This window comes from Methylophaga sp. UBA2496 (genome assembly GCF_002341635.1).
Classification (GTDB): Bacteria; Pseudomonadota; Gammaproteobacteria; order Nitrosococcales; family Methylophagaceae; genus Methylophaga.
Genome location: NZ_DDOK01000005.1, coordinates 293987 through 319860 on the forward strand (window position 1 = coordinate 293987; position 25874 = coordinate 319860).

At 43.9% G+C, this 25874-nt stretch carries 26 protein-coding genes; 14 read left to right on the forward strand and 12 right to left on the reverse strand.

Annotated features, from left to right (window positions below; genetic code table 11):
* Positions 1-5: 5 nt before the first annotated feature.
* Entirely contained in the window at positions 6-485 is a 480-nt protein-coding gene (locus B2W60_RS08555; protein WP_292359711.1) for a hemerythrin domain-containing protein, read from the reverse strand.
* Between the two features lie 322 nt (positions 486-807).
* Between B2W60_RS08555 and B2W60_RS08560 the strand changes: the two genes are divergently transcribed.
* The 4 genes from B2W60_RS08560 to fae all read left to right on the forward strand — a co-directional run bounded on the left by B2W60_RS08560 (position 808) and on the right by fae (position 3608).
* Positions 808-1116, forward strand: coding sequence for a CBS domain-containing protein (locus tag B2W60_RS08560; RefSeq protein ID WP_292359709.1), 309 nt, complete (start codon positions 808-810; stop codon positions 1114-1116).
* Between the two features lie 107 nt (positions 1117-1223).
* Positions 1224-1514, forward strand: coding sequence for a hypothetical protein (locus B2W60_RS08565; RefSeq protein ID WP_292359707.1), 291 nt, complete (start codon positions 1224-1226; stop codon positions 1512-1514).
* 493 nt (positions 1515-2007) lie between these two features.
* Complete coding sequence (locus B2W60_RS08570; RefSeq protein WP_292359705.1) at positions 2008-2916, forward strand: KPN_02809 family neutral zinc metallopeptidase; 909 nt, start codon at positions 2008-2010, stop codon at positions 2914-2916.
* Positions 2917-3056: 140 nt separating this feature from the next.
* The gene (fae, locus tag B2W60_RS08575) at positions 3057-3608 is read left to right on the forward strand and encodes a formaldehyde-activating enzyme (protein ID WP_292359704.1); all 552 of its coding nucleotides are present in this window, start codon (positions 3057-3059) and stop codon (positions 3606-3608) included.
* A gap of 117 nt (positions 3609-3725) precedes the next feature.
* Here the strand turns inward: fae and dacB are convergent, their stop codons facing one another.
* Together dacB and B2W60_RS08585 are read right to left on the reverse strand one after the other, a co-directional pair.
* The gene (dacB, locus tag B2W60_RS08580) at positions 3726-5132 is read right to left on the reverse strand and encodes a D-alanyl-D-alanine carboxypeptidase/D-alanyl-D-alanine endopeptidase (RefSeq protein WP_292359703.1); all 1407 of its coding nucleotides are present in this window, start codon (positions 5130-5132) and stop codon (positions 3726-3728) included.
* A 124-nt stretch (positions 5133-5256) separates the two neighbouring features.
* Complete coding sequence (locus tag B2W60_RS08585; protein ID WP_292359701.1) at positions 5257-5628, reverse strand: DUF4870 family protein; 372 nt, start codon at positions 5626-5628, stop codon at positions 5257-5259.
* A 716-nt stretch (positions 5629-6344) separates the two neighbouring features.
* Here B2W60_RS08585 and B2W60_RS08590 point away from each other — a divergent pair.
* On the forward strand, positions 6345-6800 hold the full coding sequence (locus B2W60_RS08590) for a hypothetical protein (RefSeq protein WP_292359699.1): 456 nt from the start codon (positions 6345-6347) through the stop codon (positions 6798-6800).
* A 10-nt stretch (positions 6801-6810) separates the two neighbouring features.
* Here the strand turns inward: B2W60_RS08590 and B2W60_RS08595 are convergent, their stop codons facing one another.
* Positions 6811-7530, reverse strand: coding sequence for an SDR family NAD(P)-dependent oxidoreductase (locus tag B2W60_RS08595; protein WP_292359698.1), 720 nt, complete (start codon positions 7528-7530; stop codon positions 6811-6813).
* Between the two features lie 253 nt (positions 7531-7783).
* A complete protein-coding gene (locus B2W60_RS08600; protein WP_292359696.1) occupies positions 7784-8512 on the reverse strand; it encodes a dienelactone hydrolase family protein in 729 nt (242 codons plus the stop codon).
* Positions 8513-8903: 391 nt separating this feature from the next.
* Between B2W60_RS08600 and B2W60_RS08605 the strand changes: the two genes are divergently transcribed.
* From B2W60_RS08605 to B2W60_RS08640, 8 genes are read left to right on the forward strand one after another with little or no spacing between them, the layout of a single operon-like run.
* Positions 8904-9476: a hypothetical protein gene (locus tag B2W60_RS08605; protein ID WP_292359694.1), complete on the forward strand. Its 573-nt coding sequence runs from the start codon at positions 8904-8906 to the stop codon at positions 9474-9476.
* Between the two features lie 43 nt (positions 9477-9519).
* Positions 9520-10704: a hypothetical protein gene (locus B2W60_RS08610; RefSeq protein WP_292363970.1), complete on the forward strand. Its 1185-nt coding sequence runs from the start codon at positions 9520-9522 to the stop codon at positions 10702-10704.
* Between the two features lie 9 nt (positions 10705-10713).
* Positions 10714-12156: a hypothetical protein gene (locus B2W60_RS08615; RefSeq protein WP_292359690.1), complete on the forward strand. Its 1443-nt coding sequence runs from the start codon at positions 10714-10716 to the stop codon at positions 12154-12156.
* Positions 12143-14149, forward strand: a complete 2007-nt coding sequence (locus B2W60_RS08620) for a PEGA domain-containing protein (RefSeq protein ID WP_292359688.1) — start codon at positions 12143-12145, stop codon at positions 14147-14149. The genes B2W60_RS08615 and B2W60_RS08620 overlap by 14 nt, the downstream gene beginning before the upstream one ends.
* On the forward strand, positions 14149-14292 hold the full coding sequence (locus tag B2W60_RS08625) for a hypothetical protein (RefSeq protein WP_292359686.1): 144 nt from the start codon (positions 14149-14151) through the stop codon (positions 14290-14292). The genes B2W60_RS08620 and B2W60_RS08625 overlap by 1 nt, the downstream gene beginning before the upstream one ends.
* A gap of 2 nt (positions 14293-14294) precedes the next feature.
* On the forward strand, positions 14295-15083 hold the full coding sequence (locus tag B2W60_RS08630) for a MotA/TolQ/ExbB proton channel family protein (RefSeq protein ID WP_292359684.1): 789 nt from the start codon (positions 14295-14297) through the stop codon (positions 15081-15083).
* Between the two features lie 6 nt (positions 15084-15089).
* Positions 15090-16160: a VWA domain-containing protein gene (locus B2W60_RS08635; RefSeq protein WP_292359682.1), complete on the forward strand. Its 1071-nt coding sequence runs from the start codon at positions 15090-15092 to the stop codon at positions 16158-16160.
* Positions 16157-17107: a hypothetical protein gene (locus tag B2W60_RS08640; RefSeq protein WP_292359681.1), complete on the forward strand. Its 951-nt coding sequence runs from the start codon at positions 16157-16159 to the stop codon at positions 17105-17107. The genes B2W60_RS08635 and B2W60_RS08640 overlap by 4 nt, the downstream gene beginning before the upstream one ends.
* Before the next feature lie 99 nt (positions 17108-17206).
* On the opposite strand, the gene B2W60_RS08645 is transcribed toward B2W60_RS08640, so the two are convergent.
* The 7 genes from B2W60_RS08645 to B2W60_RS08675 form a co-directional block, all read right to left on the reverse strand.
* Entirely contained in the window at positions 17207-17542 is a 336-nt protein-coding gene (locus B2W60_RS08645) for a hypothetical protein (protein ID WP_292359679.1), read from the reverse strand.
* A gap of 139 nt (positions 17543-17681) precedes the next feature.
* The gene (locus B2W60_RS08650; protein WP_292359677.1) at positions 17682-18425 is read right to left on the reverse strand and encodes a dienelactone hydrolase family protein; all 744 of its coding nucleotides are present in this window, start codon (positions 18423-18425) and stop codon (positions 17682-17684) included.
* Positions 18426-18485: 60 nt separating this feature from the next.
* Complete coding sequence (locus B2W60_RS08655) at positions 18486-19271, reverse strand: nuclease-related domain-containing protein (RefSeq protein WP_292359675.1); 786 nt, start codon at positions 19269-19271, stop codon at positions 18486-18488.
* A gap of 33 nt (positions 19272-19304) precedes the next feature.
* A complete protein-coding gene (locus tag B2W60_RS08660) occupies positions 19305-21413 on the reverse strand; it encodes an EAL domain-containing protein (RefSeq protein WP_292359673.1) in 2109 nt (702 codons plus the stop codon).
* Positions 21414-21714: 301 nt separating this feature from the next.
* Positions 21715-22350, reverse strand: a complete 636-nt coding sequence (locus B2W60_RS08665) for a hypothetical protein (protein WP_292359671.1) — start codon at positions 22348-22350, stop codon at positions 21715-21717.
* A gap of 199 nt (positions 22351-22549) precedes the next feature.
* Positions 22550-23959, reverse strand: coding sequence for a TonB-dependent receptor (locus tag B2W60_RS08670; RefSeq protein WP_292359669.1), 1410 nt, complete (start codon positions 23957-23959; stop codon positions 22550-22552).
* A 176-nt stretch (positions 23960-24135) separates the two neighbouring features.
* Positions 24136-24666, reverse strand: a complete 531-nt coding sequence (locus B2W60_RS08675; RefSeq protein ID WP_292359667.1) for an REP-associated tyrosine transposase — start codon at positions 24664-24666, stop codon at positions 24136-24138.
* Positions 24667-24953: 287 nt separating this feature from the next.
* Here B2W60_RS08675 and B2W60_RS08680 point away from each other — a divergent pair, with 287 nt between their 5' ends.
* A complete protein-coding gene (locus B2W60_RS08680; protein WP_292359665.1) occupies positions 24954-25721 on the forward strand; it encodes a nuclease-related domain-containing protein in 768 nt (255 codons plus the stop codon).
* Positions 25722-25874 lie beyond the last annotated feature (153 nt).

Sequence of the window (25874 nt, forward strand, 5' to 3'; positions counted from 1 at the left end):
TGAAATTAGACTTTATGCTCAGAGCTTAGCTGTTGTTTGCGCTGAGCAAGCTTCTCGCCAAGTGATAGCAGATCCACGTCGCTTTTTTTCAATAACGGAAATATTTCTTTTTCTTCTTCCCTGACGTGATGTTCAATGTATTCCGAAAGCACTTTGACTTTGGCATCAAACAGTTCTTCGTCAGCCTGCATTTGTTGAATTTCTCTAATCAGAAGTTTGGCACTGTCATGCTCAACCAGCGCCTCATCGACCAGATCGGTCGAGTCAGCCAGCTTTTTACGAAAAGCCGGATAAATAATTTCTTCTTCCAACTGTGTATGCAGTATAAGTTCAGCACAGATTTCATCCGCCAGATTTTTCTTTCCAATATAAGCGTATGGCCCTAATTCCTCATATTGAGCGAAGGCCTTTTCAACCTTACGGTGATCGTTTTTTAACAAGGTTATGGCATCTGTATGCTGCACTTGCACTTGCGAGTCAGTCATATTTTTGTCCTGTTGGATTCAATAAAAGATAGAACGGTATTGCAATATGTATACCCGTGATAATGAATCCTATGCGAAGGCTTGTCATTGCTGATATTGATCTATGTTGTAAAAGTGATGACGTTATAAAACAAAATGTAATATGGGTAAAAATTACTGAGATACAGAGAAAAAATTATAGGTTTTGGGTTTGCCGAGTTGCATGACTCTGCCGGAGCTCATGAAATATGTTAAAAACCAGGCTGTTTGTCATCTGGCATAGGGCTTGCTGAATACCATGGACTATTCATTTATCGCTGAATGTTTAATCGGGAGATTTGGGATGAACGAAAAACAGATTATGAATTCATCAGTAATGACGGTGCCTGGTTTTGTCAGTTTGAGAGAGGCAGCAGAAATAATGGATCAGGAGCATGTCGGGTATCTTGTCGTCGCCAGTGATGATGAGTTGATTGGAACCATTAGCGCTAAAGATATTATTTTACACGCTGTATCTGATGGCAAAAACATATACAAGACAACGGTTGCAGAAGTGATTACGGCGAATATTCCTGAAAGTTATGAAGACGACCCCGCAAATGATGTCACACAGCCAATGAATGAAAAGCAGGCTCACCAGTGCCTGTGGTAAACCTGTTTAATTTCACTGGTATCAACTTTAGTAAGTCATAACCAAAGGTCGCCGGAGTAAAAAGTTTATATGACCATTATTTATCAATTAATCAGTAAGGAGTGACTATGTTAAAAACCATCATGTTTACCATAACATTTGCTTTCGCTTCGATTATGTTATCTGGCTGCTCAGATGAGCAGGAAGATCGCATAGGCCAGGATAATGAACTCAATGCAGATCCTGAGTGGAGTGAAAACCCTTATGGTGATGAGGAAGGTCAAGATGCCGATAACCCTCAATCAACCGATGAAATGAACCGTAACAAAGATGATGATGATCTGAACGAACCTTACCCTGATGAGGACCCGGCTGGTTTGGAAGAGGCTGCAGAGCAGGGCATAAGCCAGCAATATTGATTGGACTAGCCAACCAGTAGACAAAATAGCCGGTAATGAAGCGGAACATTAAAAGCCCGGTAACCGCATTCGGTTTACCGGGCTTTTGTGGCTGTTAATGAATTTTTTTGTCCGCCTGCCCCCCCTGTGGCTCCTGTCTCCACGGTTTCCCTTCACAAAAAGCGTAATTCTTACAATCCGCCGTGCAGCCTCTGCAAGGCAGTCGTCGACTTTCCGGAATGTTTTTTATTTTATCTTCAGCTTTACTATCGCACATTGCTTTTACTCTTAAGATTACCTGTAGAACAAAGTACTGCCAGTAAAGTGAATACGGTGTGAAATAGCATGGGGTAAATGCCTGTCAGGCCCTGAAATATCGTTTGCTGAAGAAAATATTTCCTTCAGCTTCTAACGTATAAATTATGATTATGTTATTCACATAGCGGAACAGACTCTGGCATTCAGAAAATAGTCACCCCATCAAAAATTCAATCTGCTTTTAAAGGAATCAATTATGCGTTGGAAGGGTAGACCTAAGAGCAGTAATATTGAGGATAGGCGCTCAATGCGTGTTTCTCGTGCAGGTGGTATGGGCGGTGGTGGCTTAAGATTATTGCCACTGATGTTTCGTTTTCTTGGTTTTAAAGGCACCTTGCTGTTAATTGTCGGTGTAGTGGCTTATGGCTTATTTACCGGTAACCTTGGCAATATATTGAATGTTGTTGGTCTTGGTGAAAGTCCAACCAGTACAGCATCCTCAACAACATTAAATGAATCTCCGGAAGAAAAGGAACTGGTTGAGTTCGTCTCCGTAGTTTTAGCGGATACAGAACAAACCTGGAGCAATATTTTTGAAGATAACGGCCAGCGCTATCAGGAACCGCGGTTAGTATTATTTCGTGGGGTGGTGCGTTCAGCCTGCGGTACAGCCCAATCAGCCATCGGGCCTTTTTACTGTCCCGGCGATCAGCAGATTTATCTGGATTTGAATTTTTTTGATGAACTGGCAAACCGTTTTGGTGCCCCGGGAGATTTCGCGCAGGCCTATGTGATTGCCCATGAGGTGGGACATCATATTCAAACATTGATGGGCATATCGTCCAGGGTTCACGCCGCGCGCAGTAAATTAAGTGAAGTAGATGCCAATAAACTTTCAGTGAAACAGGAACTGCAGGCGGATTGTTTTGCTGGCATCTGGGCCAATCATGCCAACGAAAAGAGACAGTTGCTGGAAACCGGAGATATCGCAGAAGGCTTACGTGCAGCCAGCGCAATCGGTGATGACACCCTGCAAAAACAATCCAAAGGCTATGTCAGCCCGGACTCGTTTACCCATGGCAGTGCATCTCAACGGATGCATTGGTTTAAAGCCGGTTTTGAATCGGGTGATATTGCAAGTTGTAATACCTTTGCAAATGGTTAGGATCCTATTGGGTTTGAACTCCCAGTGTTCGCATATTGGCTAACAGGGGGAATTACGCCTTAAGGATTATTGCTTGCGGGCCTGGATAGCATCAACATAGAATGGCGCGTTTTTTCTTAATAATTATTTGGAGTGTAACAATGTCAGAACCCGTATGGTTTAGAACCGGAGAAGCCACCGTCTTTGCCAGTGAAGATCAAGGCACGGATGCAATGCCGGAAATTTTGATTGGCAGTACCAAAGGACCTGCAGGTCAGGCTTTTGCTAATTTGATGGGACAGACTGAAGGGCACACACGTATGTTTGCCATTCGCGCGACCAACCAGCAAGTTAAACCAGCCACCATGATTGTGCCTAAAGTCACAATTAAATCAGGAAGTTATGTCGCCTTGTTTGGTGGTCCGGTACAGTCGGCAATTGCTGATGCCGTATTGGATAGTGTTATCGAAGGTGTGATACCAAAAGAACATGCCGATGACTTATGTATTGTAGCGATGATCTGGATTGCCCCGGATGCGGCAGCAAACCCGGATGTGGATCGTAAGGATCTGTATCGTACTAACTACGAAGCCATGAAGCTGGCAATTAAACGTGCTATGTCGGGGTCACCGACGATTGATGAGCTGATCGCCAACCGTAACAAGATCCACCATGAAATGTATGATCCTGAAACGGGTGAATCTGCCTGGTAAGCTAACGCTTTATGCAATAAAAAACCCTCTTTGTGTTCGCAAAGAGGGTTTTTTTATAACTAGGGTCTGAAAGAACAACAGACCCTAATATCTGAGAGTTGCTCTCCAAGATGAATTTTAATTATCGTTATATAACTTTTCATAGAAACCGCGTTCAAAATCTCTTAATGGCTTGCGGGCAACATTACGGTTATCACTATCCGAATGATAATTGGAAAGCAACTGAACAAAATATAACGACTTACCAGATTTAGTGTTGATTTTACCGGCCAGATTGTACACACCATAGATGGAACCGGTTTTTGCCGTCACTTTTCCGGTCAACGGTGCATTAACCAAACTGCTGCGATACTGCAGGGTGCCTGATTGGCCTGCCACTGGCAGGGTTTCGATTAATCCCAGTTCTTTGTTACTGAAGATAAATTGTACGACCTGCATCAATTGTTTTGCGGTGACGCGGTTATTTCTCGATAAACCCGAACCATCCAGAATGATAGCGCGTGACAAATCAATATTGGCTTTGTCTTTGAGTACTGCCTTGGCAGCGGCTGCACCATTTTCATAACTGCCGGGTTGTTTGTAATAAATACGGCCAACCGTTTTCAACAGGTTGTCAGCAATCAGATTGTCAGACCGTTTCATCATGACATCAATCAGTTTCAGTAATGGTTCCGATTGATGCAGAGCAATGACCGTACCTGTAGCCTTATCGTTGCGAATGATTTTCCCTTTCAGACGGATACCGGCGCGATCGAGTTCTTCCTGCAAAACCTTGCTCAGGTACATGGTGGTGTTTTGTACGGCCAGATGGAAATTGACTGGCAAGCGATGCGATCCTACACAGCCATTGAGTGAATATTGATTCCAGTTATCTGCGGTAAGTTTGAGGTCACAATCTATGTTCTGGTTCTCCAAACCTTCCCGGATGATGATATCGTCAGCACTGATATTGATATAGGGAGAGCCACTGGCTCTTAATGCTTTTACCGGAGCCGGTGTGGTGCCTTCAATTTTCCCGTAAACACAGTTGCCATTCATGGTAATACTGCTTGAAGGAGCACTGTAACAGACTCCCATAATATCCCACGGCACGCCAATAGCGCGTTCTGACGTGTCAAAAGCACCGCCGTTTAAATACAGATTCCCTTCAATTGTCGTTTGTTTTAGTTTGAGTTTTTCTACCAGAACACGCAGATGCGTCCGAGTGAATGTCGGGTCACCACTGAAATTAATAATGATATCTTTATCTGATGTTTCTACCGTTGTTTCAAAACGGAAATCTTTATCAAGTGTTAACCGAGCAGCAAGGCCGGTAATGATTTTTTGCAGACTGGCTGGTTGCTGGAATTGCTCGGCGCGTTCCGAGTAAAGCGCTTTACCATTGGCAGAATCTACGACATATACGGCGATATCGGCCCCTTCGGGTGTCGGTTTACCATTCAGGCCAGGGTCAGTGAAAACTTGTGTCGCTTGACTAGGAGTAGCAGTAAAAAGCAGCAATGCGAGAGTGAGATATTTGGTCATACAATCCAGTTATACGAGAGGTTAGCGTTGAAAGACTGCAAAGCCTAACATGAAAAATGGCATTTGATTTAAATTCAAAATGCCATTGTCAAAGTGACTCCCTCACTTTAACGGCATTTTCATATCAGCTTTCAGAGTACATCGGTTTGTTGTCGGCTACATTTATCCAGCCTTTGGCGATACGGTAAATTACCCAGACGGCATTTGCCAGCAGAATAAAAACACCAATAACGACAGCACTCAATAAAGCACCGATCAGACCCCATAGCAAACAAAACCAGAATGTACGGATCTGCCAGCGGAAATGTGACTCGAGCCAGGTGCCTCTTACATCATCGCGTTTGATGTAATTGATGATAACTGCAACTAAAAACGTCAAACCGACAATAAATGATGCGGCCTGCAGAGCATAAATCACGATTGTCAGTGTTTTGGCTTGATTGGGAACAGGATTAATTGGTTTTTCGGAATTTGGAATAACGCTTGGTTCAGACATGTTGAGTTCCTTGATAATCTGCCCGCAAAGGATAAATCTTTTTGCGGGCAGATATCAAAAGTTTAAATTTAACAGCAATGGAAAAAAACTAAAGTGGGGAAGGGGGGATCCTAGAACCAGGTCAATTAAGTATGGATTAATGAGGAATAGCGTTTGAGCATTGCTCACAGGCATTAATATACTGGGCCCGGTTATAGTACTTTCTTCTTGCTACGTAAATTGCCGTTTTACAATCGGGTAGGTCTCCCAGTGCAATACAGTCTGCAGAACGGGGGAGGTTTGGACAGGTTTCAGGACAAACACGATGAATTTCACATGTGTTGCTGGTCAGGTTGGGATTTGAATCCAGATAATAACTCGCCATAATGCTATCTCCCTGAATATAACGATATTAAATTTACTTTTAGAGTGTGTCTAAGCAGTAATTTATGTGCTTATTATTACCAAGTTTTTGTACGTCACAGTAAATGAATAATTCCCTTTATGTTGGGAAACTTTGCCTGTATAAACTAAGGAAAATGGAAATCATTCGTGTTTACAGCATATTAGCCGCTCAATTCATTAAAACTTTTTTTTGTTGGAAATAATATACAGAGATCCCATCACTGAATGGTAGCTTGAGAAAATTCACATGTCCCGGATCGGACCTTTATGACTTGTCTGAAATGGTTCTGCTGTGCTAACAAGGTAACAGGCATTGAAAGGAGCTGAGCTCTATGAGCAAAGAGATCGAACAAAGCATGATCATTCTGGCCCGACATCGGTTGAAATGGTTGAGGGTGGCGTTAGCAGGACGCGATGCTGACCTTAATCTGGTACAAAATACCTTTCATCAGCTGACCGGCTTAACCAGTTTACGGTTTGTACAGGATAATGGGCTGAGTCCTGCAACAGCAAAAGAGCTTGCTATCATTGATAATCTGGCGATTTTGAATGTTCAGCAGCAACATCCGGAAGTGTTGGAGAAGTTTTCCAATGAATCCCAAAAGCTGTCTAAATATCTTGATATGCCAGCAAGGGATTTACTCGACCTGCTATTTAAAGATGGCGAGCGATTTCAGAATCAGGAAGCCATTTCTGTCGCCATGCATCGTGGATTGATCAGCGATATCCATCATGAAAAAGAAGCGTATGCCCGACTGGATGCACGAGAACAGAAAAGAGATGGCTGAAGCGTACATATCACCATTTAATCGACTTGCCTTGCCAGTCAACAAAGGACAATTCACCGTCAGCAGGCAGGTTTTTTAATATCTCAAACAGTCTGTCGGCTACAAAGTCAGGGCTGAATAATTTGTCTTCGGGCACGTTGGCACTGTACGGGCGGGAAAGCGGGGTGTCAGTGGTAACTGGATGAAAGGCAATTAATTTTACCTGTTTGGCCCGACGTGCATATTCAATAGCCGTCGTTTTTAACAGCATATTCAACGCTGCTTTGCTGGCCCGGTAGCTGTACCAGCCACCTGCATGATTATCTTTGATGCTACCGACCCTTGCACTGAAGATGATTAATTGACAGTTCATTGACTGTTTAAGTACCGGTAAAAGATGTTTCAGCCAGAGCACTGGCGTTATGGTGTTGATATTCAGGATGTGGCTGATCGAATCTGCAGAGAGTTCTTCCAGCCGTTTTTCAGGTTTTATGTCACCATCATGCAATACACCGTGACAGATAAAGACTTTTTCAAAATTACGCTGTTCATCATAAAACTGCATGGCCAGTTTGTTCATACTGGCCTCGTCATATTTCGATTGATGCCAGATAACTTCGGAAAACTTATCAGGTGGAAGTCCACGGCTGATAACAACAATGTTTTCTGCCCTTAAGTAAGTTAAAAGTTTATCAATAATGGCCTGAGCAATTTGCCCACTGCCACCAATCACCAAAGCGGATGTTTTCATTTATCAAGTATCCGCTAAATAGTGTGAAATTTGTGTGTGAAAAGTGAATTTTATTTTCTGCAGGATTCAATAAAACAGTTCTCTAGCTTATTGTTCAGCCACACTGCAGAGTACTGACATTATTTTTTCCGACTTTGGCATTGGAGATGACTGATTGAAAACATCGACACCACAACAGCATTGTCGTCTTGTTGGGTAAAAATTAGCCTCGAGCAATGATGGCTATGAAAGATAACAGCTGGAACTAGCGAATCTAACGCAGTTTCTCATTCAGAAAACTTAACAGGCGGTGCCAGGATTTTTCATCTGCATGTACATCGTAATGCGGGTTTCCTGCTTTGGTAAATGAATGCTGAGCCCCACCATAAACAATCATTTCATTAGGGGCACCATCTTTTTCCATGGCCATACTCAACATGCTGAATTCTTCCATAGAAATATTGGCATCCGCTGCACCATGCTGCACCAGAATTTCAGCCTGAACATGCTTATAATCCTGATCTTCTGGCGTCCCCAGACCACCATGAATGGCAACAAAACCCTTCATTGGTGAACCAGAGCGAGCCATTTCCAGAACTGCGGTACCGCCCAGGCAATAACCGATCATCACCGCATTATCGGTGGCTGCGCCGAGCTGTTTTGCCTGGTTGATGCCCCCATTGATTAAATCCCGCATACGTTGCCGATCCCGATACAATTCTCCGGTATGATGGCGCCTGTCTGCTATTTCAGCTGGCCGAATACCGGCTCCGTAGATATCAACTGCAATAACGGCATAACCAGCCTGATACAGCATATTGGCACGTTTAATTTCATAATCGGTAATGCCATCCCAGTCATGAATCAGAATGACTAATGGTGCAGCATCAGCGGGACTGACATAGTAGCTTTCAAATTGTTCTCCATTGACTTCGTATTGAACCGGTTGTGCCAATACCTGATAACTGAAAAGCCAAATAACGACAAACACTGCCCATTTCATTTTTGAACACCCTGCCATAAAAATGATGCTACTTTAGCAGACAGAATAGCGGGTTACGTTGGGAGCAATTCCTGAGATCAATATGCAAGGTTTTATAAACGGATTCACTGGCCAGCCTATTCAGTCGGCATTCATATATAGTGCTTTATTGTTATTATGAAAAAAGCCAGGGACAGCTTAGAAATACCATGATAAGTCGCCTCAAAATGTAGGCTGTAAAAAGCAGTGAAAACTTATCCCTGTCATCTGCTGACAAATGCATATAAAAGCCATATTGACTCTGCTGTTCTATTTTTTCTAAAACACTATTAACGGACTCGTGCCTGTTCCTATGAAAAAACTTTCAAAGTGTTATCTGGATTTTTTGAGTTTATTCGCATGGAATAAACTGTTGAGCTTGCTCCTGTCACTATTGGTGCCCGGATTTATCACGGTTCATGCGGAAGAGGTGGCAACTCCAGCTGTTGATTGTGGTGAAGCGGATATTCGTTACATTGATAGTCCGGAGCTTACCAGGGCAGAACGGATAGCATTAATGGAAAAAGCTTTTTTTGATTCACTTAACCGCTTCGAATTATGCAAATTAACCGACCCCAATAATACATCTGCTGACAGTAGCAATGGTGCCGATCAGGGAGGCGGTGGACTTGAAGGCAGCAATGGCAATAATAACTCAGTTGCCAGTCAGGATATGCAGGGAACCGAGCCGGAAACTCAGGAATCAATGCCACCTGAAATGAGTGGAACAGATTATGAAGAAGACACTGTTAATGGCCAATCTGGTGTTCCGGTAACTGCCGCGAATAATGGTGCTATTCCAGAAGATATTCCATCAGCCAATAATGATGATGCCATCGCTTCACAAATCAGAGTGGCGGCAGAAGCAGAACAGGATCCGGAAATCAAAAAGAAACTCTGGAATGAGTATCGCAAATATAAGGGGATGAGCGTTGTTGAAGATTGAAAATTTCAGATCACCGTCTAAATTTCTGATTTACATGATCATTATGATGCATGTACTTACGGGCTGCGCGACGACCTCCGGTAGTGCCGGTGATGTGAAAACCGGACCACAGCTTGCCTCAGCTCAGGATGAACCCAAAGAGATCCCCTATCAGGGAATTAAACTGGATGTCATCATTCCGGTCTTTTCACCGGGGCTTTCAGATAAAGCCGCCGATTATGAAGAAGAAGGTATCTGGCCGGAATTAAGACGAGCTGAAGCCAATCGTTTTGCCTATAAGTTAAAAACTGCCCTGGATGAAACCGGTAAGTTTGGTGCCGTACGTGTTGCACCGAATAGCACGGCTTCAGGTGATTTATATACGGTGGGCGAAATTATCGAATCTACTGGGCAGGAAGTTGAGTTTCGACTTAATGTAGTGGATGCCAGTGGTAAACAGTGGCTCAACAAAACGATAGATCACGAGGTAAATGAAGGTTTCTACAAAAATCCTCGTAATGATGGCAAAGATCCTTATGATCCGGCTTTTGCCGAAGCCGCTCAAGCGATTGTAGACGCCTTACTCAAGCAACAGCAACGCGAGCTTGCTCAACTGCAGAATATTGCCGATTTACGTTTTGCTGCCAGTTTTAACGAACAGGCGTTTATGGAGCATCTGGATACCAGCGGTCGGCAAATCAAACTGGTGAGTATGCCGAGTGATGCTGATCCGATGTTTGAACGGGTGAAATCGGTCCAGGTCAGAGAACAGCTGTTTATCGATAATCTGCAACAGAACTACAGCGCGTTTTCACAGCAAATGGATGACAGTTATCTGGCGTGGCAGGAAGCCAGTGCGGCTGAAATGCAGCTGCGTAAAGAAGCCAAAACAAAAAGCATCTGGAAAATGATAGGCGGGGCAGTTTTAATCGGTGCCGCGGTGGCTGCCGCTACATCAGGCAATTCCAATGACCCTCGCTTTGCCCGAGATATTGCTACTGTTGCAGGGGGGATTGGTGGTGCCGTGCTGCTGACCAGTGGCTTTAAATCACGTGAAGAAGCCAAGTTTCATCAGGATGCATTAAATGAATTGGGAGAGTCTATTAATCTGGAAATGGCTCCCCAGGTGATGACTTATGAAGAAGAATCAGTTGAGTTAACCGGTGATATCGATGAGCAGTTCCGTCAATGGCGTGCATTTTTGAATCGTATGTATCAGTTGGAAGCCACGCCAGATGTTCAACTGTAAGAGATAAGCATGATCACGCAGAAAATCGCTGAAGCTAAACTTGCCAAACGAAAGCTATTTTTCCAAACACTGATTATCATTTTGCTGCTCAGTGTGTTGTGTGTGCTGTTAATTGTCTGGGCTTCGATGCCAAAAACCATACATGACAGCAGCGAAGCCGAATCGTCGCAGACATTGGATATTGTGGATATCCCAGTGGTAACGGAGAGTGCGCAGGATAATGAAACGCTGCGGCAGGCTTATCTTGAGTCCTATGCTCATTATGAAAACACACTGAAGCCCGAGCTGAACAAGATTGAACTGCAACAATGGGATAAAGCCTTGGCTGAGCGTTTGAACACCACAGAAAGGTCGGCAATCAAACAGTTTGGTGAAGCGAAATATGCTCAGGCGAAAGCCACCCTGGATACACTTATCAAGCATGCAGAAACGGCGATTACTGACAGCCAGGATCAATTTAAAACTGCCATCCAGGATGCCCGGCAGGCTTTTGATAACAACCAATACCAACCGGCAAAACTGGCTATTTCCAAAGCGTTAATGCTGGATAATTCTTCACAGCAAGCAATTGATCTGGCGGAAAGAATCGAGCAGTTACCTGAAATTGCTTCACTGGTTGATCAAATCAATGTGGCGAAAGTGGAAAATGATCTGCAAACTGAACTGACATTAATCAATCAATTATTAACGTTAACACCGGAAAGGGAAGCCCTGAAACAGCGCGCTCAAACGTTACAGTCCACCCTTGATAATCAAAAATTTCAGTCTTTTATCGCTCAATCCTATACTGCAATTGAAAATGGTCGTATTGATGCGGCTAAAACAGCACTCAATCAGGCAAGAAATATTCATCCTAATCGCGCCGAGATCAGTGATGTCAATTCGGCGATACTGCAATACGAAAAAAATCAGCGGGTTCAGAACGCGTTGAGCAACGCCAGACAGGCCGAGACAAAAGACGACTGGCAGACTGTCAAAACCAACCTTGAACAGGTTATCAAAGAAACCCCCAACAACCAGACAGCAACCGACAAGCTGGCGATGGCAAATGCTATTTTGTCACTTAATAATAAGATTGATGACTACCTTAAAACACCTTATCGCCTGTCAAATGGTCAACTCAGTGAACAGGCGCGTTCGACAATTAACCAGGCCACCAACTATCGTAATCAAAGCCCGTCGCTCACCACTAAACGTCGCGAACTTGAGAATGTGTTAACGGCTGTGAACAGAACCATCCCGGTAGAAGTGCGTTCGGATAATAAAACCCATATTCAGGTGCGCGGGGTGGGTAATGTTGGCGTCATTGATGCAAAAGAGATTCAGCTCAAGCCCGGTCAATATACCTTTGAAGGCAAACGTCCGGGGTTTAAGTCCAAGCTGGTTGAAGTCACCATTCCTTATGATGTCAGTCGTTATAGTCTGACGCTGGTGTGTGATGAGCCCATTTAACCAGCAGCTGGAGCTTGCCAGAAAACGTCAGCACAGAATGTATCTTTGGTTGCTGACAACCTTTGTTGTGGTTTTCCTGATTATATTGACGATTATCTTTGCCTCCCGTGGTACACGTATAGAAATTAAGCCGGATGATGCAACTGACGTATCGATTAATGCCGATTCCTGGCTGGCAATGGTGCTGTTCGGTTCGGTTTACTCACTTGCCGACACGACTGAAATTGAAGTCACTGCAGATGGTTTTTATCCCTATCAGCAAATTATTGAGCAGACTGATTCCGGTAAAGTCCTGCGCATCACGCTCACGCCCTTACCCGCAAAGATTGTGCTCGCAACCTTGCTTAAAGACAATCAAACCGCCTGGTTAATGGAGGAGCAGGTTCTTGCGGTGGCTGATATTCTCGAATACGAACTGCCTGCCGGAGAGCATCAGCTCATTGTTCAGCATCCTCACTATCAAACCATGACTATCGACTTATCACTCAATCGCGGTGAAACAGTGGCTCAGGATGTTGAATTGCAACCATTGCAGGGCGAATTGACGGTGAATTCCGATCCCAGTGGTGCCTTAGTGACTATTTATGATGTGGAAGCGGGTAAAACACCTTTGACCTTGCCACTGCAAGGTGGCTGGCATCACGTCAAAGTATCACTGGCAAAATATGAAACCACCGAAGAAACCATTGAAATTAAAAACAGTAAACCGACGTTAGAACGAAATTATCGTTTATCACCGGAAACGGCTGGTGTGCGTTTAAACCTGAAACCTTCTGGAGGGCAACTGACATTAAATGGGTTACGCATAGAAAACGCGCAACTTATCTCGGTTGAAGCCGGTAAATCACATCAACTCACCTATTCCAAGCCGGGCTATTTTAGTCAAAGCGAAACCTTCACCTTGTCGACTAATGAAAAGCGCAGCTTCGATATGTCGCTGCAACCTGAGAAGGGCAAGGTAGAAGTGCTTTCTACACCACCGGCGACAGTCACGGTTGATGGTAAACCCATGGGTAATACGCCTATTGAATTGGATTTACAGGCAGTTTCTCACGATATTCAGCTCAGTCTGAAGGGTTACCGAACGGTCGAGAAATCCATCACACCAACTGCTGCAGAAGCCCAGAAACTGTCTTTTACATTGATTCCGGAAGCACAAGCCAAACGGGCTGAAGCCCCCAGACTCTATAAAAACAAAGCCGGTGGTGGAATGGCTTTATTTTCTCCCAATGACATTATCAAAATGGGAGCAGGGCGAGATGAGCCGGGGCAGCGTGCCAACGAGTTTCTAAAACAGGTCAGGCTCAATCGACCATTTTATGCCGGCACAAATGAAGTCACCCATGCCGAATATCAGCAGTTTGATAGCACTAAATCCGGCGATGCTCAATTACCCGTCACCAATGTGACCTGGCTGGAAGCGGTTAATTTCTGTAACTGGCTAAGTCAGCAGGAAGGTTTAACCCCGGTTTATGATGTGCAGGGAAATCAGTTAAATCGTATTAATATCAATGCCGATGGGTACCGTTTATTGATGGAAGCCGAGTGGGAATGGCTGGCCCGTAAAGCAGGCAAACCAGAACAGACTTTGTTTGTCTGGGGCAATGAACGGGTAATTCCAATCAAAGCCGTAAATATCGCCGATGAAGCTGCCAAAGGCAGTGTCAGCCTGTATGTTCCCAGATATTATGATGGTTTTGCCGGAATCGCTCCGGTGAAAAGTTTTAGCCGCGAAAAGTCCGGGCTTTACGACTTAGGCGGCAATGTCAGTGAATGGACACATGACAGTTATTCACTCACGGCACCCAAACTGGATACTATTTATCCACATATACTGGATAGTACGACAATCAGCATGCGCGTGGTAAAAGGTGCAAACTGGCGCTCAGGTTCGTTAAGTGAATTAAGAGCATCTTACCGAGACGGTGCCGAGCAGGCCCGCGATACGCTTGGTTTCAGAGTCGGACGTTTTCTGAATGGAGGAAATGAATAATGATGAGTTTAAAAAAAGCCGTGTTTATAGGCGTCTCGACCGCGCTGGTTGTGATCCTTTCATTGATGATTCATAACGCCTGGGCGGGTGGTAAATCGGTTATCAGCCTGAATTCTCCCGTTTCCTTCCCGGTGGATATTTAACAATGAGTGACTTGATGAAAAGCTTTGCCGCATTGATCGTATCGATCATTGTGGTGCATATGATGTATATCGGTTATATCCGGCCTGAAGCCGCTCAATTAATTGATTTAGCCTTGCAACAGCAACAGTCTTCGCCTCGCAATATTGTGGTTATCATCAAAGATTACGAGCAGGAAATCTGTTTTATATTAATGATGTGGGGCTGTTTTCTCATTGCCAGCGCTTATCGTGAGATTCTGAAAACCAAATATCTGTACAGCGTCGATTTGATTGAAGATCCGCAAAGCAGTGATGAAGAGAAAATTGAAAACACGGGGCATAAAGAACTTGATGTGAACCATATTATCCATCGTTTGGATACCGAGATTCCTCAGGATTGCATGTCTTCACCTCTGGTGCAGACGCTACGTTCATCTTTATGGCGATACAGTTCAACCAACAACGTTCAAAACTTGTCGGATGCGATTGAAAGTAACCTGGAAGCCCTGGCCGTCAGGCAGGATTCCGAAAACACCATGATCCGTTATCTGATCTGGGCCATACCCTCAATCGGCTTTATCGGCACAGTACGTGGTATCGGTCAGGCGCTTTCGCAAGCTGATCAGGCGCTTGCCGGTGATATTTCGGGTATGACCGATAGTCTGGGGCTGGCATTTAATTCGACATTAGTGGCCTTGCTTATCAGTATCTTTCTGATGTTTCTGTTTCATCAGTTGCAGCGTTTGCAGGACAGTCAGATTGTCGATACGCAAAGCTATTGCGACAAATTCCTGCTGAGACGTATTCGCTAACAGCAAATGGCTTACCGACGCAAAAAAGCCGAAGGTTCCAGTCTGGCATTTCTGGATATCATGTCCTGTGGCCTTGGTGCCGTTATTCTGGTGTTTATGCTGGTCAAACAGAAAATTGATGAAACACCGGTTGAAATAGACAATCTTAAACAGGATATCAGTCAGCTGGAACAGGCCAGAGATGATGCTGGATCGACTCTGGAACAGATCCGCCAACAACTCAGCAGCGAAAATGCCCGTTATCAGGCATTAAAAAAACAACTGGATGAAAAGCAATCCACACTCGCCAGCCAGAGCGAAGAGGTGCAACGCTCAGAGAGTGCGTTAGAAGAACTTAAATCAAGCATTACCTCGATTGAAATACCCAAACAGCAGGCTGATCTGGTAGAAGCACCGCGAATAAATGAAGAAAACTATTTGTTAGGCCTCAAGGTTGAGGGGCCTAAAATTGCCATACTGGTGGATACCAGCGCTTCGATGACCAATGAAAAACTGATTGATATTATCCGCACCAAAAGCAGTTCACAGCAGAATAAACAGAACGCTGCAAAATGGTTGAGAACCAAAAATGTAGTGCAATGGTTATTAGCTCGCTTACCGGAAAACAGTGACGTGTTGGTGGTCGCTTTTAGCGAAGACGCCAGGGTTTTAGGTGATCAGCAAGGCTGGCAAAAAGCCAGTTCACCACAAACGGCAACATCTATATTACGTGACTTGAATACTGTTATTCCTGAAGGCGCGACCAATCTTCAAAAAGGCTTGAATAGCGTTAATCAGTTTTCCCCCTCCAACTTATATGTCATTACCGATGGATTGCCGACCAAAGGCGAATCGCAATATCGCAGCCTGAATCCGTTTTCCAGTTGCAGCTCGCTGACCGGAAATGCCCAGACGATTTCAGGTGAATGTCGGGTAAAGCTGTTTCAGCAAACCATTAATGAAAGTGGCAAACGGGGAATGCAGGTAGATGTGATTATGCTGCCATTGGAAGGTGATCCTGATGCGGTCAATCAATACTGGGTCTGGGCTGCCACTACCGGCGGATTACTGATCAGCCCGGCGAGTAACTGGCCATGAAATATCGGAAAAAAGGTCTGGATATTTTCAGTCTGTCTTTTCTGGACGTGATTTCATGTGGGTTTGGTGCGGTGGTGATGCTGATCCTGATCGCCAAAACCGATGTGGATGTATCCATTGCCGGTGCCGATGATGTGAGCAGTTTACTGGCATCATTGATTGGCCTTGAAAACTCGGTAGCCGAAATCAGCGAGCAAATTCAGCAGGAACTTTCCACGCTGGATACCTTATCCAGCGAACAGCAATCTATTGCTCAGGCCGAATCCTCGCTGGAAAGCCGACTTAAAGCTCTACAGCAACAGAATGCAGCGCTGGAAGAAAGTATTAGTGGAATGAGTCTGGTGGAATCGCGGTTAAAACAAGCTGCCTTGCCGACACCACGAAAGCCGACCGATCAGCGTTCTGAAGAAGTCGGTGGCATACCGGTTGATAGTGATTATGTCGTGTTTATTATCGACACTTCCGGCAGTATGAAACAGATCTGGTCACGGGTTTCCCAGGAAGTGGTAAATGTATTGAATATACATCCAGAAGTAAAAGGTTTTCAGATACTTAATGATATGGGGACGTCCATGATCTCGGGTTATGATGGTCGCTGGATGCCTGATACTCCTTCCACCAGAAACAGTGCTATCCGAATGTTTCAAAACTGGTCAGTGGTATCCAATAGCAGTCCCGTCGAAGGTGTCGAAACGGCACTGCGTAAATATGCCAAACCCAATATCACCACGTCCATTTATGTATTTGGTGATGATTACACTGGTTCATCCTATGATCCGGTAATCGATAGAATTACCAGACAGAACAGACAACTCAGTGATGGAAGACGACTGGCCAGAATTCATGGTGTCGGCTTTTTATCAATGAACAGCACCGACAGATACAGCATACTGATGCGGGAATTGACTAAACGTAATGATGGTACCTATATTGCGTTACCGCCGTAGACTTTGGTAATGCATGACCTCATGGTGGATTTTGAGCGCCAGTATAAGTCAGAAAGTCAGCAAATTCGTCCCATGCTCCTGCGTGGGAACGCAAATGGCCTAATCAATAAACTCATACTTCCAGCGAATCTCATCCGGCTTCATCATCTGCCCGACACTAAAGCGAATCATGTTTGTCGGATCTGACGGTTTACCAAGCATCACATAACGACTGCCATCTTTATCGAAGCCAACCCCGGTTTTATCATTAAACTCAGTGATGGAACTGCTGTTTTGCAAAATAAACGGCAGTAAATCATCTGCTGCATCAGGTGGTGCAAATGGCGGTACTGTCTCCGGCCGACTGCATAATCCAACAAAGATTTCTTCATCGGTTGGCAGGATCAGAATGTTCCAGTTGAACAGGGTATATACCGATTTAGTGGTGTTTTGCATTAGATAAACAGTTCGGTTGGGTGATATATGAGAGACCGTGAGAATTACTTAAAGAGGCTCCCACGCAGAGCATGGCAGCCAGCTGTATCCATTTAATTTTGTTAACCTCGTTCCCATGCTCTGCGTGGGAACGCTGCGTCTAGCGCAACGTTCTGCTAAACAAATTCAACGCCAGTTGATAACCGATTTGTGCTGTTTGAGCATCATAACGCCCGCCATCACCTTCATCACGCATAAAGGCGTGTTCCGCATTAAATTCGTGCCAGGTAAACGGAATGTCGGTTTCATTCAATTTGCTGTAAATCAACGTTCGACCTTCTGATGGCACATGATTATCCTGCTTACCCCAAATCATCAGTAATTCACCTTTGATATCAGCAAGACGTTCCATACTGTGTTGACCCGGTTTATTCGGGATTTTCTGAATATGTAAATCGGTAGCATAAAAACAGGCGGTACCCTTGATTTCAGGTTGCAAAGCTGCACGGAAGGCCAGATGGCCGCCGATGCAATAACCCATCGCTCCAAACTGGCCATTGCACCAGGATTGTTGCTTGGCATACTTGATTAACGCTTCATTGTCAGTGTCATAGCTCTGCACATCTTTGTATTCTTTATCGGCATTGCCTTTATCACGACCGGCATCGTCATAACCCAATACCGTACCGATAGGATTCAGTTCATGGAACACTTCAGGGACTAATACGGCATAGCCATGACTGGCCATTAATCTGGCAGCGCGCTCAATCGGACCAGTCTGCTGGAAAATTTCAGAATAAAACAAAATGACAGGGTAGCTGCCTTCGCCGATAGGACGATGAATATAGGTACGCATCACACCGGTGGGTGTATCAAGATCGGCAAAATGGCTTTGGATTTTCATGAAAGCTCCCTTGAAAAGTTATTTGGAAAATAAAACCGCTATTGTACAACGACTCAATGACTAAATGATTTCCTGGCTAACGGGAAGCATCAGGCGACATTTTGGAAATTCAGAACAGCCCCAAAACTGCTTGCCGGCATTAACCCCTTTTTTTGTTTTTCTTAAGATCATTTCACTGCCACATTTCGGGCAAAGATGCTGGTGTTTTTTTTCAGCAATAATGCTTTGAACATGACGCACATGTTCACGATTTATTTTAAAGGATCGTTCTAAACGACCTGCTTCGATGGCCTGAGTAATATCCAGCACTTGCCTTGGATTTAGTACTTTATCGGTTTTGGACAAAATATAGCGGATATACCCCATACCGTATGTGATGTTTTCAGGCATATCGGTTTTAAACGTACTGTCACCGATAAAGACCACAAGCGAATGTATCTGGTTTTCTTCAAGGTTTAAAAGCGATTGTAAGGTTTTAGTATGCTTATAATTCTGGTGTAAAGGATTTTGAAATTTGTTTTTATGTTTAAAGATTTGCTGTGTCCACATTTTCTGATTGGCAGAACCAAATATCCAACCTCGAAGGTTTTTGGTTTCTACCACAAATACGCCATACACCGACACTATGATATGGTCGATTTGAGTTGTGCCATCTTGTGTCGGCAGCGTCACATTTTTAATTAAATGATATGTGTCTTTATCCAGTTTCCATTGAGCAAAAACATTGACAATAAATTCGCCGAATAGGCCTTTGAACCAGGCTGATTTTAAAACAGCAAGCAGGATAAAAAGCGGAATGAAATACCAGAAGTTGAAGAGTGATTGAAAAACTGGTGAAAAATCCATTTTGTGTCACTCCCAGATAACGGTGTCAGCCAATCATACCTTATAGTTAAGCTCAAATTGCTTGGCAGCGATATCAAACTGCATTTTGAAGTAATTGATACAATCCGCTTCGGCTATTGGTGGGCTATGGTAATACCCCTGAAAAAGGTCACAGCCCATTTCAGCCAACGCCTCGCGCTGCTCTTCGGTTTCAACATATTCGGCAACCACATGAACTTTCTGGGCCTGCCCCAGCGAGCATATCGTCCTGACAATATCGGCATTGGTATCGTTGATCAGCACATCGCGTGTGATGGAACCATCAATCTTGATCGCATTCACCTGAAAACGGCGCATGTAGAGTAACGATGAATAGCCCATACCGAAATCATCCATTGCCAGCTGCACACCGGTATCGACAAGTTGTTGCAAAATGATATCGGTCAGATTGGTATCGGGGATCTCGGATGATTCGGTGATTTCAAGCTCTATTTCCTCAGCGGTGATGCCATATTCCTGAATATATTTCATCAGATAAAACGGTAAATCTTTGTCGGTTAACTGATTGGGTGAAATATTGACGGCGATAGTCAATGCCTGATAACCGGCTTTATTCCAGCGGGCTTTACAGGCACAGGCCTGTTGAATAACCCATCTGCCAAGTTGATTTATCTGATCACCGTCTTCGGCCACCGTGACAATGGCAATCGGTGAGATCATGCCGTATCGGGGATGTGTCCAGCGGAGCAGTGCCTCAACACCGACGACGTTACCCTGACGATCATGTTTGGGTTGATAGGCCAGTGTCAGTGAGTTTTGCTTTATCGCTGTTTGCAGATCCACAATCAGATCGCGGGCGATCATGCCAACCTTATCTTGCCTGGACACAATTCTTTGTCTGTTATGGCCCACCTTAATAATCGTATCTGATGCCAGTTGAAATGCTTCCATGGTTTTTTGGTGGCGGTTTTTTTCTGCTTTTCTGACAAATGGCAAATAGCACACCGTGCTGAGAGCAATTAACATAAATTGCAGAACAGCGCCTCGCCAGGACTCCGTTAACAACCAGCCTGACATCAAAGGCGGAGTGGTCCAGGTTACCGTTGCAGAGTCATAGATATGAATAAAACCAATCTGCACTGACAGTAGCGTAATCACCATAAGCAGGAGCGGTACTAAAATAAACGGGATGAGGTAAAACGGGTTTAAGACAATTGGCAGTCCATAGATCAGAATGTCATTAATATTGAATACAGAAGGGATAACAGACACTTTGGCAATTTTATTCTGAGTGCCATGCCTTGTGACGATAAAAATGGCGATGATTAAACCCAGCGTAGCACCTGATCCCCCTAACAAAATAAAATTACTGAACAGCACTTTTATTAAAGCAAGGTTGGAATTGAGTTCTCCATTAGCCGTGCCATTTAAAGCGCCTTGTGCCAGAGCGGTTCCTTCCAGAAAAACACTGCCATGAACACCAAAAAACCAGAACAACTGATTGACCAACACAGAAAACGTACTGATTATCCAGGTGCCATTGCCACTAGCGTTTGCCCAGTCGATAATCAGCTGTGAAATACTGGGAAAGGCAGGTGTTGCCGCCAGGGCCAAACCCAACATAAAAAAGGTGATGCCAATGAAAATGATGGAAGGGCTCATACGCATAGCGTGATAAAAGGTGGTGTCAGAATCCACAGGCAAGTTGAGCAGGTCGAGATAAGGGCGTTTAACAGCAAAAATAATGAATTCTGCTGAGAGTATTCCAATGACAATACCTAAAACCATGATATCCGCACTGAACTCAATTGGAGAGGTATTGGGCAGTAAAACGGTTATGATCAGATAGTTAATGACCGCACTAATTGCGACCATCAGGGGAGGGGCAATTTCTCTTTGCCGGGTCGAGCTGGGAAGACGATAAACCAGTTGTACCGAGACAATAACGGCTAACAACAATCCAAATAATGCAAAAGAACTGTCGATCATTTGTCTTAACAGAACACGCCATTCTGTGCCGAACCAGATATCCATTGATTGTTGATAGTCTGGCCAGGGTAAATTCAGGATTAATTCACCGATAACACGCAGGAAAGTCAAAGGTAAAAGTGCTACAAAGCTGTTTCTTGTCGCTATCATCCATAAAAACAATCTTTCCTTCAACCCTGGCTCCTTTGTTCAGCTTATCAGGTTTTCCAGGCTGATAATCTGAAAGATAATATCCATTATTTCGCCTTGTACCTGTTTTCCCAAGTATATTTACACAGAATTTAAATCACAGGCAATTTAGTTTCCTAACTATCTGGATGGTTAGGATAATTCATATTCAAAGATGTGACTCAATCGACATCTGCAAGGCGATAATATCGTTGGTCATGCTGAATATATCGACTCAAAAGCAGGGATTTTAAGTGTTGTTTTATTTGTTGCCTTTGCTTTATTTTTCAACAGGAAATGAAACTGCTCAGAGCTGATCATCTATCGCCTGATAACCATCGCGAATCGTGATTTCAGTGCCTTTAGGCTGTTTTTCAAGCACCATACTGTTTTCACCGATTGATATTTTGAAACTATCCTGTGTCACGTCTGAAACGGTGTATTGAGTTTGATCAAGAAACAGTTTATTGCCATCGAGGCGGGTAATACTGTCATCAGTCTGTGACAAATACATCATATTTTCATCATAATAAGACACTAGCTCAGAAACGGTTTCCAAGCCCTGTTCAGTCATGGTGAAGGTTAACGCAAATGTGTATTGGCCCTGGCTGCCTATCCAGGTAGTGTCAGTCAACATCGCATAATCAACACCGCGAGTCAGGATGAGATCACCACTTTGCAGATGATTTTCATCTTCAACAGCGAGTGTATCAGTAGGTAACTCCTGAGCACCGAGCAATTTAATGGTTTGCTCACGGCTTTTATATTGATAATCAGCCGTCGTGATATCTTCTCCCTGAATGATTTCCAGCGTCCCATCCGGCTGGAACTCATAACTCACATTACCATCCGCACTGATAAATCTGCCCTCAAATTCATCATAGCCACAGCCGGTGAGCAGAAGAGGCAGGCTCATAGTGAGCAATAACAAAAGTTTTTCCATCGATTCAGATTTCCTTAACGGTATTAATATTAAATGTTAGGTGGGCTGAAATTATGAAGCCCAACATGTGAAACATCAGAATTGTTGGGCTTCGTACCTCAGCCCAACCTACAATCATCCAACGGCTTGTTAATATTATGTCATTTATAAATCGTTGGGTTTCATTCTTCAATTCAACATAGAACGCTACGGATTCCCACTAATCGGCGGGTTTATAACCAAATAACTGCTGCGTTTTGATTTTTTCTGCCACCACGTCAGGCACTAATTTCTCCCAGCCCATCTGATTGCTGGTGATCATTTTCAGTACATCCGGTGAAAAAATGTGCAGATAATCTTCATTAAACGCTTCAATCTGCTTGATGTTATCACCTTGTTTCAGATAGTCGTATAGATAGGTTTGTTTTTCATCCACGTTGAGATTGTCGACTTTGAACAGGGTATTGGTTGCCGCATCTTTGTAAGGATAGATATAGAGTTTGACGTTATTCTTAAACAGCCGGCCAAAGCCTTCCAAAATACCGCCGTGTAATGTTGCGTAATACCGATCGTCAAACAGGTCAATCAAGCTATGCGCGCCCATTGCCATACCAATTCGACGGTTGGTGTAACGGGATAAATAGGTGGCCAGACGGTAGTATTCAGGATAGTCCGAAATCATCACGGTATGACCGGTGGCCTCTAACACTTCGGCACGACTGATAAAATCTTCGAGATCGACACTATCATTATCATCCCGCAGGTGATGCATAGTGATTTCCATGATAGAAATAGTATCTTCCGGGCCGGAATCATCCTCGGCTTCAAATTGTTTTCTGGCCGCATTCAACATGTCAATGTTGACGTGAGTAACAGGCCGGAAACGGCCCCGTTCGACTAGTACATTCTTCTTACGCAAATGTTCTGAAGGTTGCAGCACTTTGCCATCTGCCGAAAACATCGCTGCACCGCTCAAGCCAAGCTGAACAAGTCGTAGACTGATGACGCGGTTATCAACATGCAGGAAAGCATCACCATGAAAGTCGACCATATCAACTTCAATACGATCAGTAGTCAAATTATCCAGCAGTGATTTCACCAGCATGTCCGGGTTTTGGCTGAGATGAAATGCGCCATGAACCAGATTGACACCTAAAATACCCAGGGCTTCCTGTTGTAGCGCGTTTTCATGATCGAGCATTCTGACATGAATAATGATTTCACTTGGCGCGGCATGAGGTTCAGTTTGAAAACGAATCCCCAACCAGCCATGACATTCGTTGGTGCCATGATAGTTACGAGCGGATACTGTGTTAGCAAATGCAAAAAAGGCCGTGTTATCACCACGTTGCTCGCTTAAACAATCCACAATCAAGTTATATTCATGCTCAAGCATGTCTTCCAGACGCTCACGCGAGACATAACGGGAGGCTTTGCCATAAATATCATCACTGACCTTCATGTCGTAAGCCGAGATGCTTTTAGCAATCGTCCCTGCTGCACCGCCAACCCGAAAGAACCAGCGAACTACCTCCTGACCCGCACCTATTTCAGCAAATGAACCATAGCGGATAGCATCAAGGTTTACTGCAAGCGCCTTAGCGCCAGTCGATAAGATTTTATTTTCCATAACCACTCTTAGAGATTGTTGTATTGCGTTTGAAGTGATGCCGCAGTGTTTGTGAGTTAGCAACAAAGTTGATGTGTTTCGATTGTAACGCCTTTGGGCATGAACACAAATTAGGCTTTGGCGAGCAATCGATGAATTTAATTAGCAGGTTGTGCTGAGACACCAAGCCCAACAACTCAATGTTCCCCTATATTGGTAAAAATTATCGTTTCACCAACACTCCAATCACTTGTAATGATGCCTTTATCAATAAACCAGTGAATGCTGGAATAAGGCCATTCAACTACTTTATCCACATAACCATGTTTCACCGGATTGTAATGAATGTAATCAACATGTCTTTGATAGTCCAAATCATCACGGATTAAATGCTCCCAATAACGGCGTTGCCAGATGCCGCGTTCTCGTTTCAATTTTCGACTTTGATTGATGATTTCGTGTTTGGGTAATGATCGAGAAAAAGCTGTTTTGACTAACATCCAGCGTTTGGCAAAATCAGCATCACCGGGTGGTAAAGTCCAGATCGCATGTAAATGATCGGGCAAGATGACCATGGCATCTATGTGAAAAGGATGACGTTTTTTCACCGTTTTGATGCAGGCGCGAAGCGTATCAATATGATCCGTCAGCAGGGTTTGTCTTCGGTTCAGCAAATTAACCGTAAAGAAATAAGTGGCGCCAGCCACCTCAGTACGACGATAACGCATTCATCACAATCCTTGTGAAAAATTATTGTTGGTTGGGCTGAGGCACGAAGCCCAACAATCGATTTGTCATTTTAGTTTATGATGCGATTTTATGTCATGTCTAAAATGTTGGGATTTTGAGGTTGCGGTGCGAAACAAGATGGCTTTGGTAGGTTGGGCTGAATTTATGAAGCCCAACAGATAGGATAATTTTTTGATCGTACGTTGAAATGTAAAAGCATTTGTATGGTTTCATTGTTGGGCTTCGTGCCTCAGCCCAACCTACATTGATTTTAGGGAAAGGTATTTTGAAATCACCACTTAAGGATAATCCTTTACGTAATCCGGGCGAGTCGCTTGATAGGCAGATAGATGAATTAATTAATAGCAAAGCTATGCCATATATATTAATTATAGTCATGGGCTTTATATTTGCTGGCTTTGAGTGGTATAGGTGGTATTTTGAGGTTAAGCCTAACCCTATTGTTTATACGATTCTCGCGATAACCGTCACACCATATTGTTTCTTAAAACTATTTGCTATCAGAAAAGAAGTAAGACATCTCATACAAGGGCGCGATGGCGAAAAAGCTGTAGGTCAGTACCTTGAGAGCCTCAGAGAAACTTCAGCAAAGGTGTTTCATGATATTCCTGCCAAAGGTTTCAATATCGATCATGTCGTTATAGCTAAAAGTGGCATTTATGTGATCGAAACCAAAACCTACAGCAAACCTGATACAGGACAGCCCAAAGTGATATTCGATGGTACATCGTTAAAATTCAGCTCAGGATTTTCCACCAATAAACCCCTTATCCAAGTCGAAGCTTCAAGTAATTGGCTGAGAACGTTAATCAAAGAAACTACGGGAAAATCATTTGCCATTAAGCCAGTCATTGTTTTTCCCGGCTGGTTTGCTGAGCCAACAAGTGATGCAAAGTCGAGCGATATTTGGGTGTTAAACCCAAAGGGATTGCCGACATTTATCGCCAACAGTAAAGAAAAAATGGCAGCAGAAGATATGAGTTTAGTGGCGTTTCACCTTTCCAGATATGTCAGATCTTACAAAGAGGATTGATTTTGGTAGGTTGGGCTGAATATATGAAGCCCAACAAGTAGGGTAGTTTTATGGAGGGTATTTTAAAATTGAAAGCTTGTTGGTGGTTTTAATTGTTGGGCTTCGTACCTCAGCCCAACCTACCTAGTTAAGAGCTTACATAGCCAATCCATA

Coding starts and splice junctions, on each gene's coding strand:
- B2W60_RS08615 (WP_292359690.1), top strand. CDS start 10,714: ATGATCACGCAGAAAATCGCTGAAGCTAAACTTGCCAAACGAAAGCTA.
- B2W60_RS08655 (WP_292359675.1), bottom strand. CDS start 19,271: ATGGATTTTTCACCAGTTTTTCAATCACTCTTCAACTTCTGGTATTTC.
- B2W60_RS08665 (WP_292359671.1), bottom strand. CDS start 22,350: ATGGAAAAACTTTTGTTATTGCTCACTATGAGCCTGCCTCTTCTGCTC.
- B2W60_RS08590 (WP_292359699.1), top strand. CDS start 6,345: ATGAGCAAAGAGATCGAACAAAGCATGATCATTCTGGCCCGACATCGG.
- B2W60_RS08630 (WP_292359684.1), top strand. CDS start 14,295: ATGAGTGACTTGATGAAAAGCTTTGCCGCATTGATCGTATCGATCATT.
- B2W60_RS08625 (WP_292359686.1), top strand. CDS start 14,149: ATGATGAGTTTAAAAAAAGCCGTGTTTATAGGCGTCTCGACCGCGCTG.
- B2W60_RS08560 (WP_292359709.1), top strand. CDS start 808: ATGAACGAAAAACAGATTATGAATTCATCAGTAATGACGGTGCCTGGT.
- B2W60_RS08635 (WP_292359682.1), top strand. CDS start 15,090: ATGGCTTACCGACGCAAAAAAGCCGAAGGTTCCAGTCTGGCATTTCTG.
- B2W60_RS08645 (WP_292359679.1), bottom strand. CDS start 17,542: ATGCAAAACACCACTAAATCGGTATATACCCTGTTCAACTGGAACATT.
- B2W60_RS08650 (WP_292359677.1), bottom strand. CDS start 18,425: ATGAAAATCCAAAGCCATTTTGCCGATCTTGATACACCCACCGGTGTG.
- B2W60_RS08640 (WP_292359681.1), top strand. CDS start 16,157: ATGAAATATCGGAAAAAAGGTCTGGATATTTTCAGTCTGTCTTTTCTG.
- B2W60_RS08670 (WP_292359669.1), bottom strand. CDS start 23,959: ATGGAAAATAAAATCTTATCGACTGGCGCTAAGGCGCTTGCAGTAAAC.
- B2W60_RS08600 (WP_292359696.1), bottom strand. CDS start 8,512: ATGAAATGGGCAGTGTTTGTCGTTATTTGGCTTTTCAGTTATCAGGTA.
- B2W60_RS08675 (WP_292359667.1), bottom strand. CDS start 24,666: ATGCGTTATCGTCGTACTGAGGTGGCTGGCGCCACTTATTTCTTTACG.
- B2W60_RS08565 (WP_292359707.1), top strand. CDS start 1,224: ATGTTAAAAACCATCATGTTTACCATAACATTTGCTTTCGCTTCGATT.
- B2W60_RS08585 (WP_292359701.1), bottom strand. CDS start 5,628: ATGTCTGAACCAAGCGTTATTCCAAATTCCGAAAAACCAATTAATCCT.
- B2W60_RS08570 (WP_292359705.1), top strand. CDS start 2,008: ATGCGTTGGAAGGGTAGACCTAAGAGCAGTAATATTGAGGATAGGCGC.
- B2W60_RS08555 (WP_292359711.1), bottom strand. CDS start 485: ATGACTGACTCGCAAGTGCAAGTGCAGCATACAGATGCCATAACCTTG.
- B2W60_RS08595 (WP_292359698.1), bottom strand. CDS start 7,530: ATGAAAACATCCGCTTTGGTGATTGGTGGCAGTGGGCAAATTGCTCAG.
- dacB (WP_292359703.1), bottom strand. CDS start 5,132: ATGACCAAATATCTCACTCTCGCATTGCTGCTTTTTACTGCTACTCCT.
- B2W60_RS08610 (WP_292363970.1), top strand. CDS start 9,520: ATGATGCATGTACTTACGGGCTGCGCGACGACCTCCGGTAGTGCCGGT.
- B2W60_RS08620 (WP_292359688.1), top strand. CDS start 12,143: ATGAGCCCATTTAACCAGCAGCTGGAGCTTGCCAGAAAACGTCAGCAC.
- fae (WP_292359704.1), top strand. CDS start 3,057: ATGTCAGAACCCGTATGGTTTAGAACCGGAGAAGCCACCGTCTTTGCC.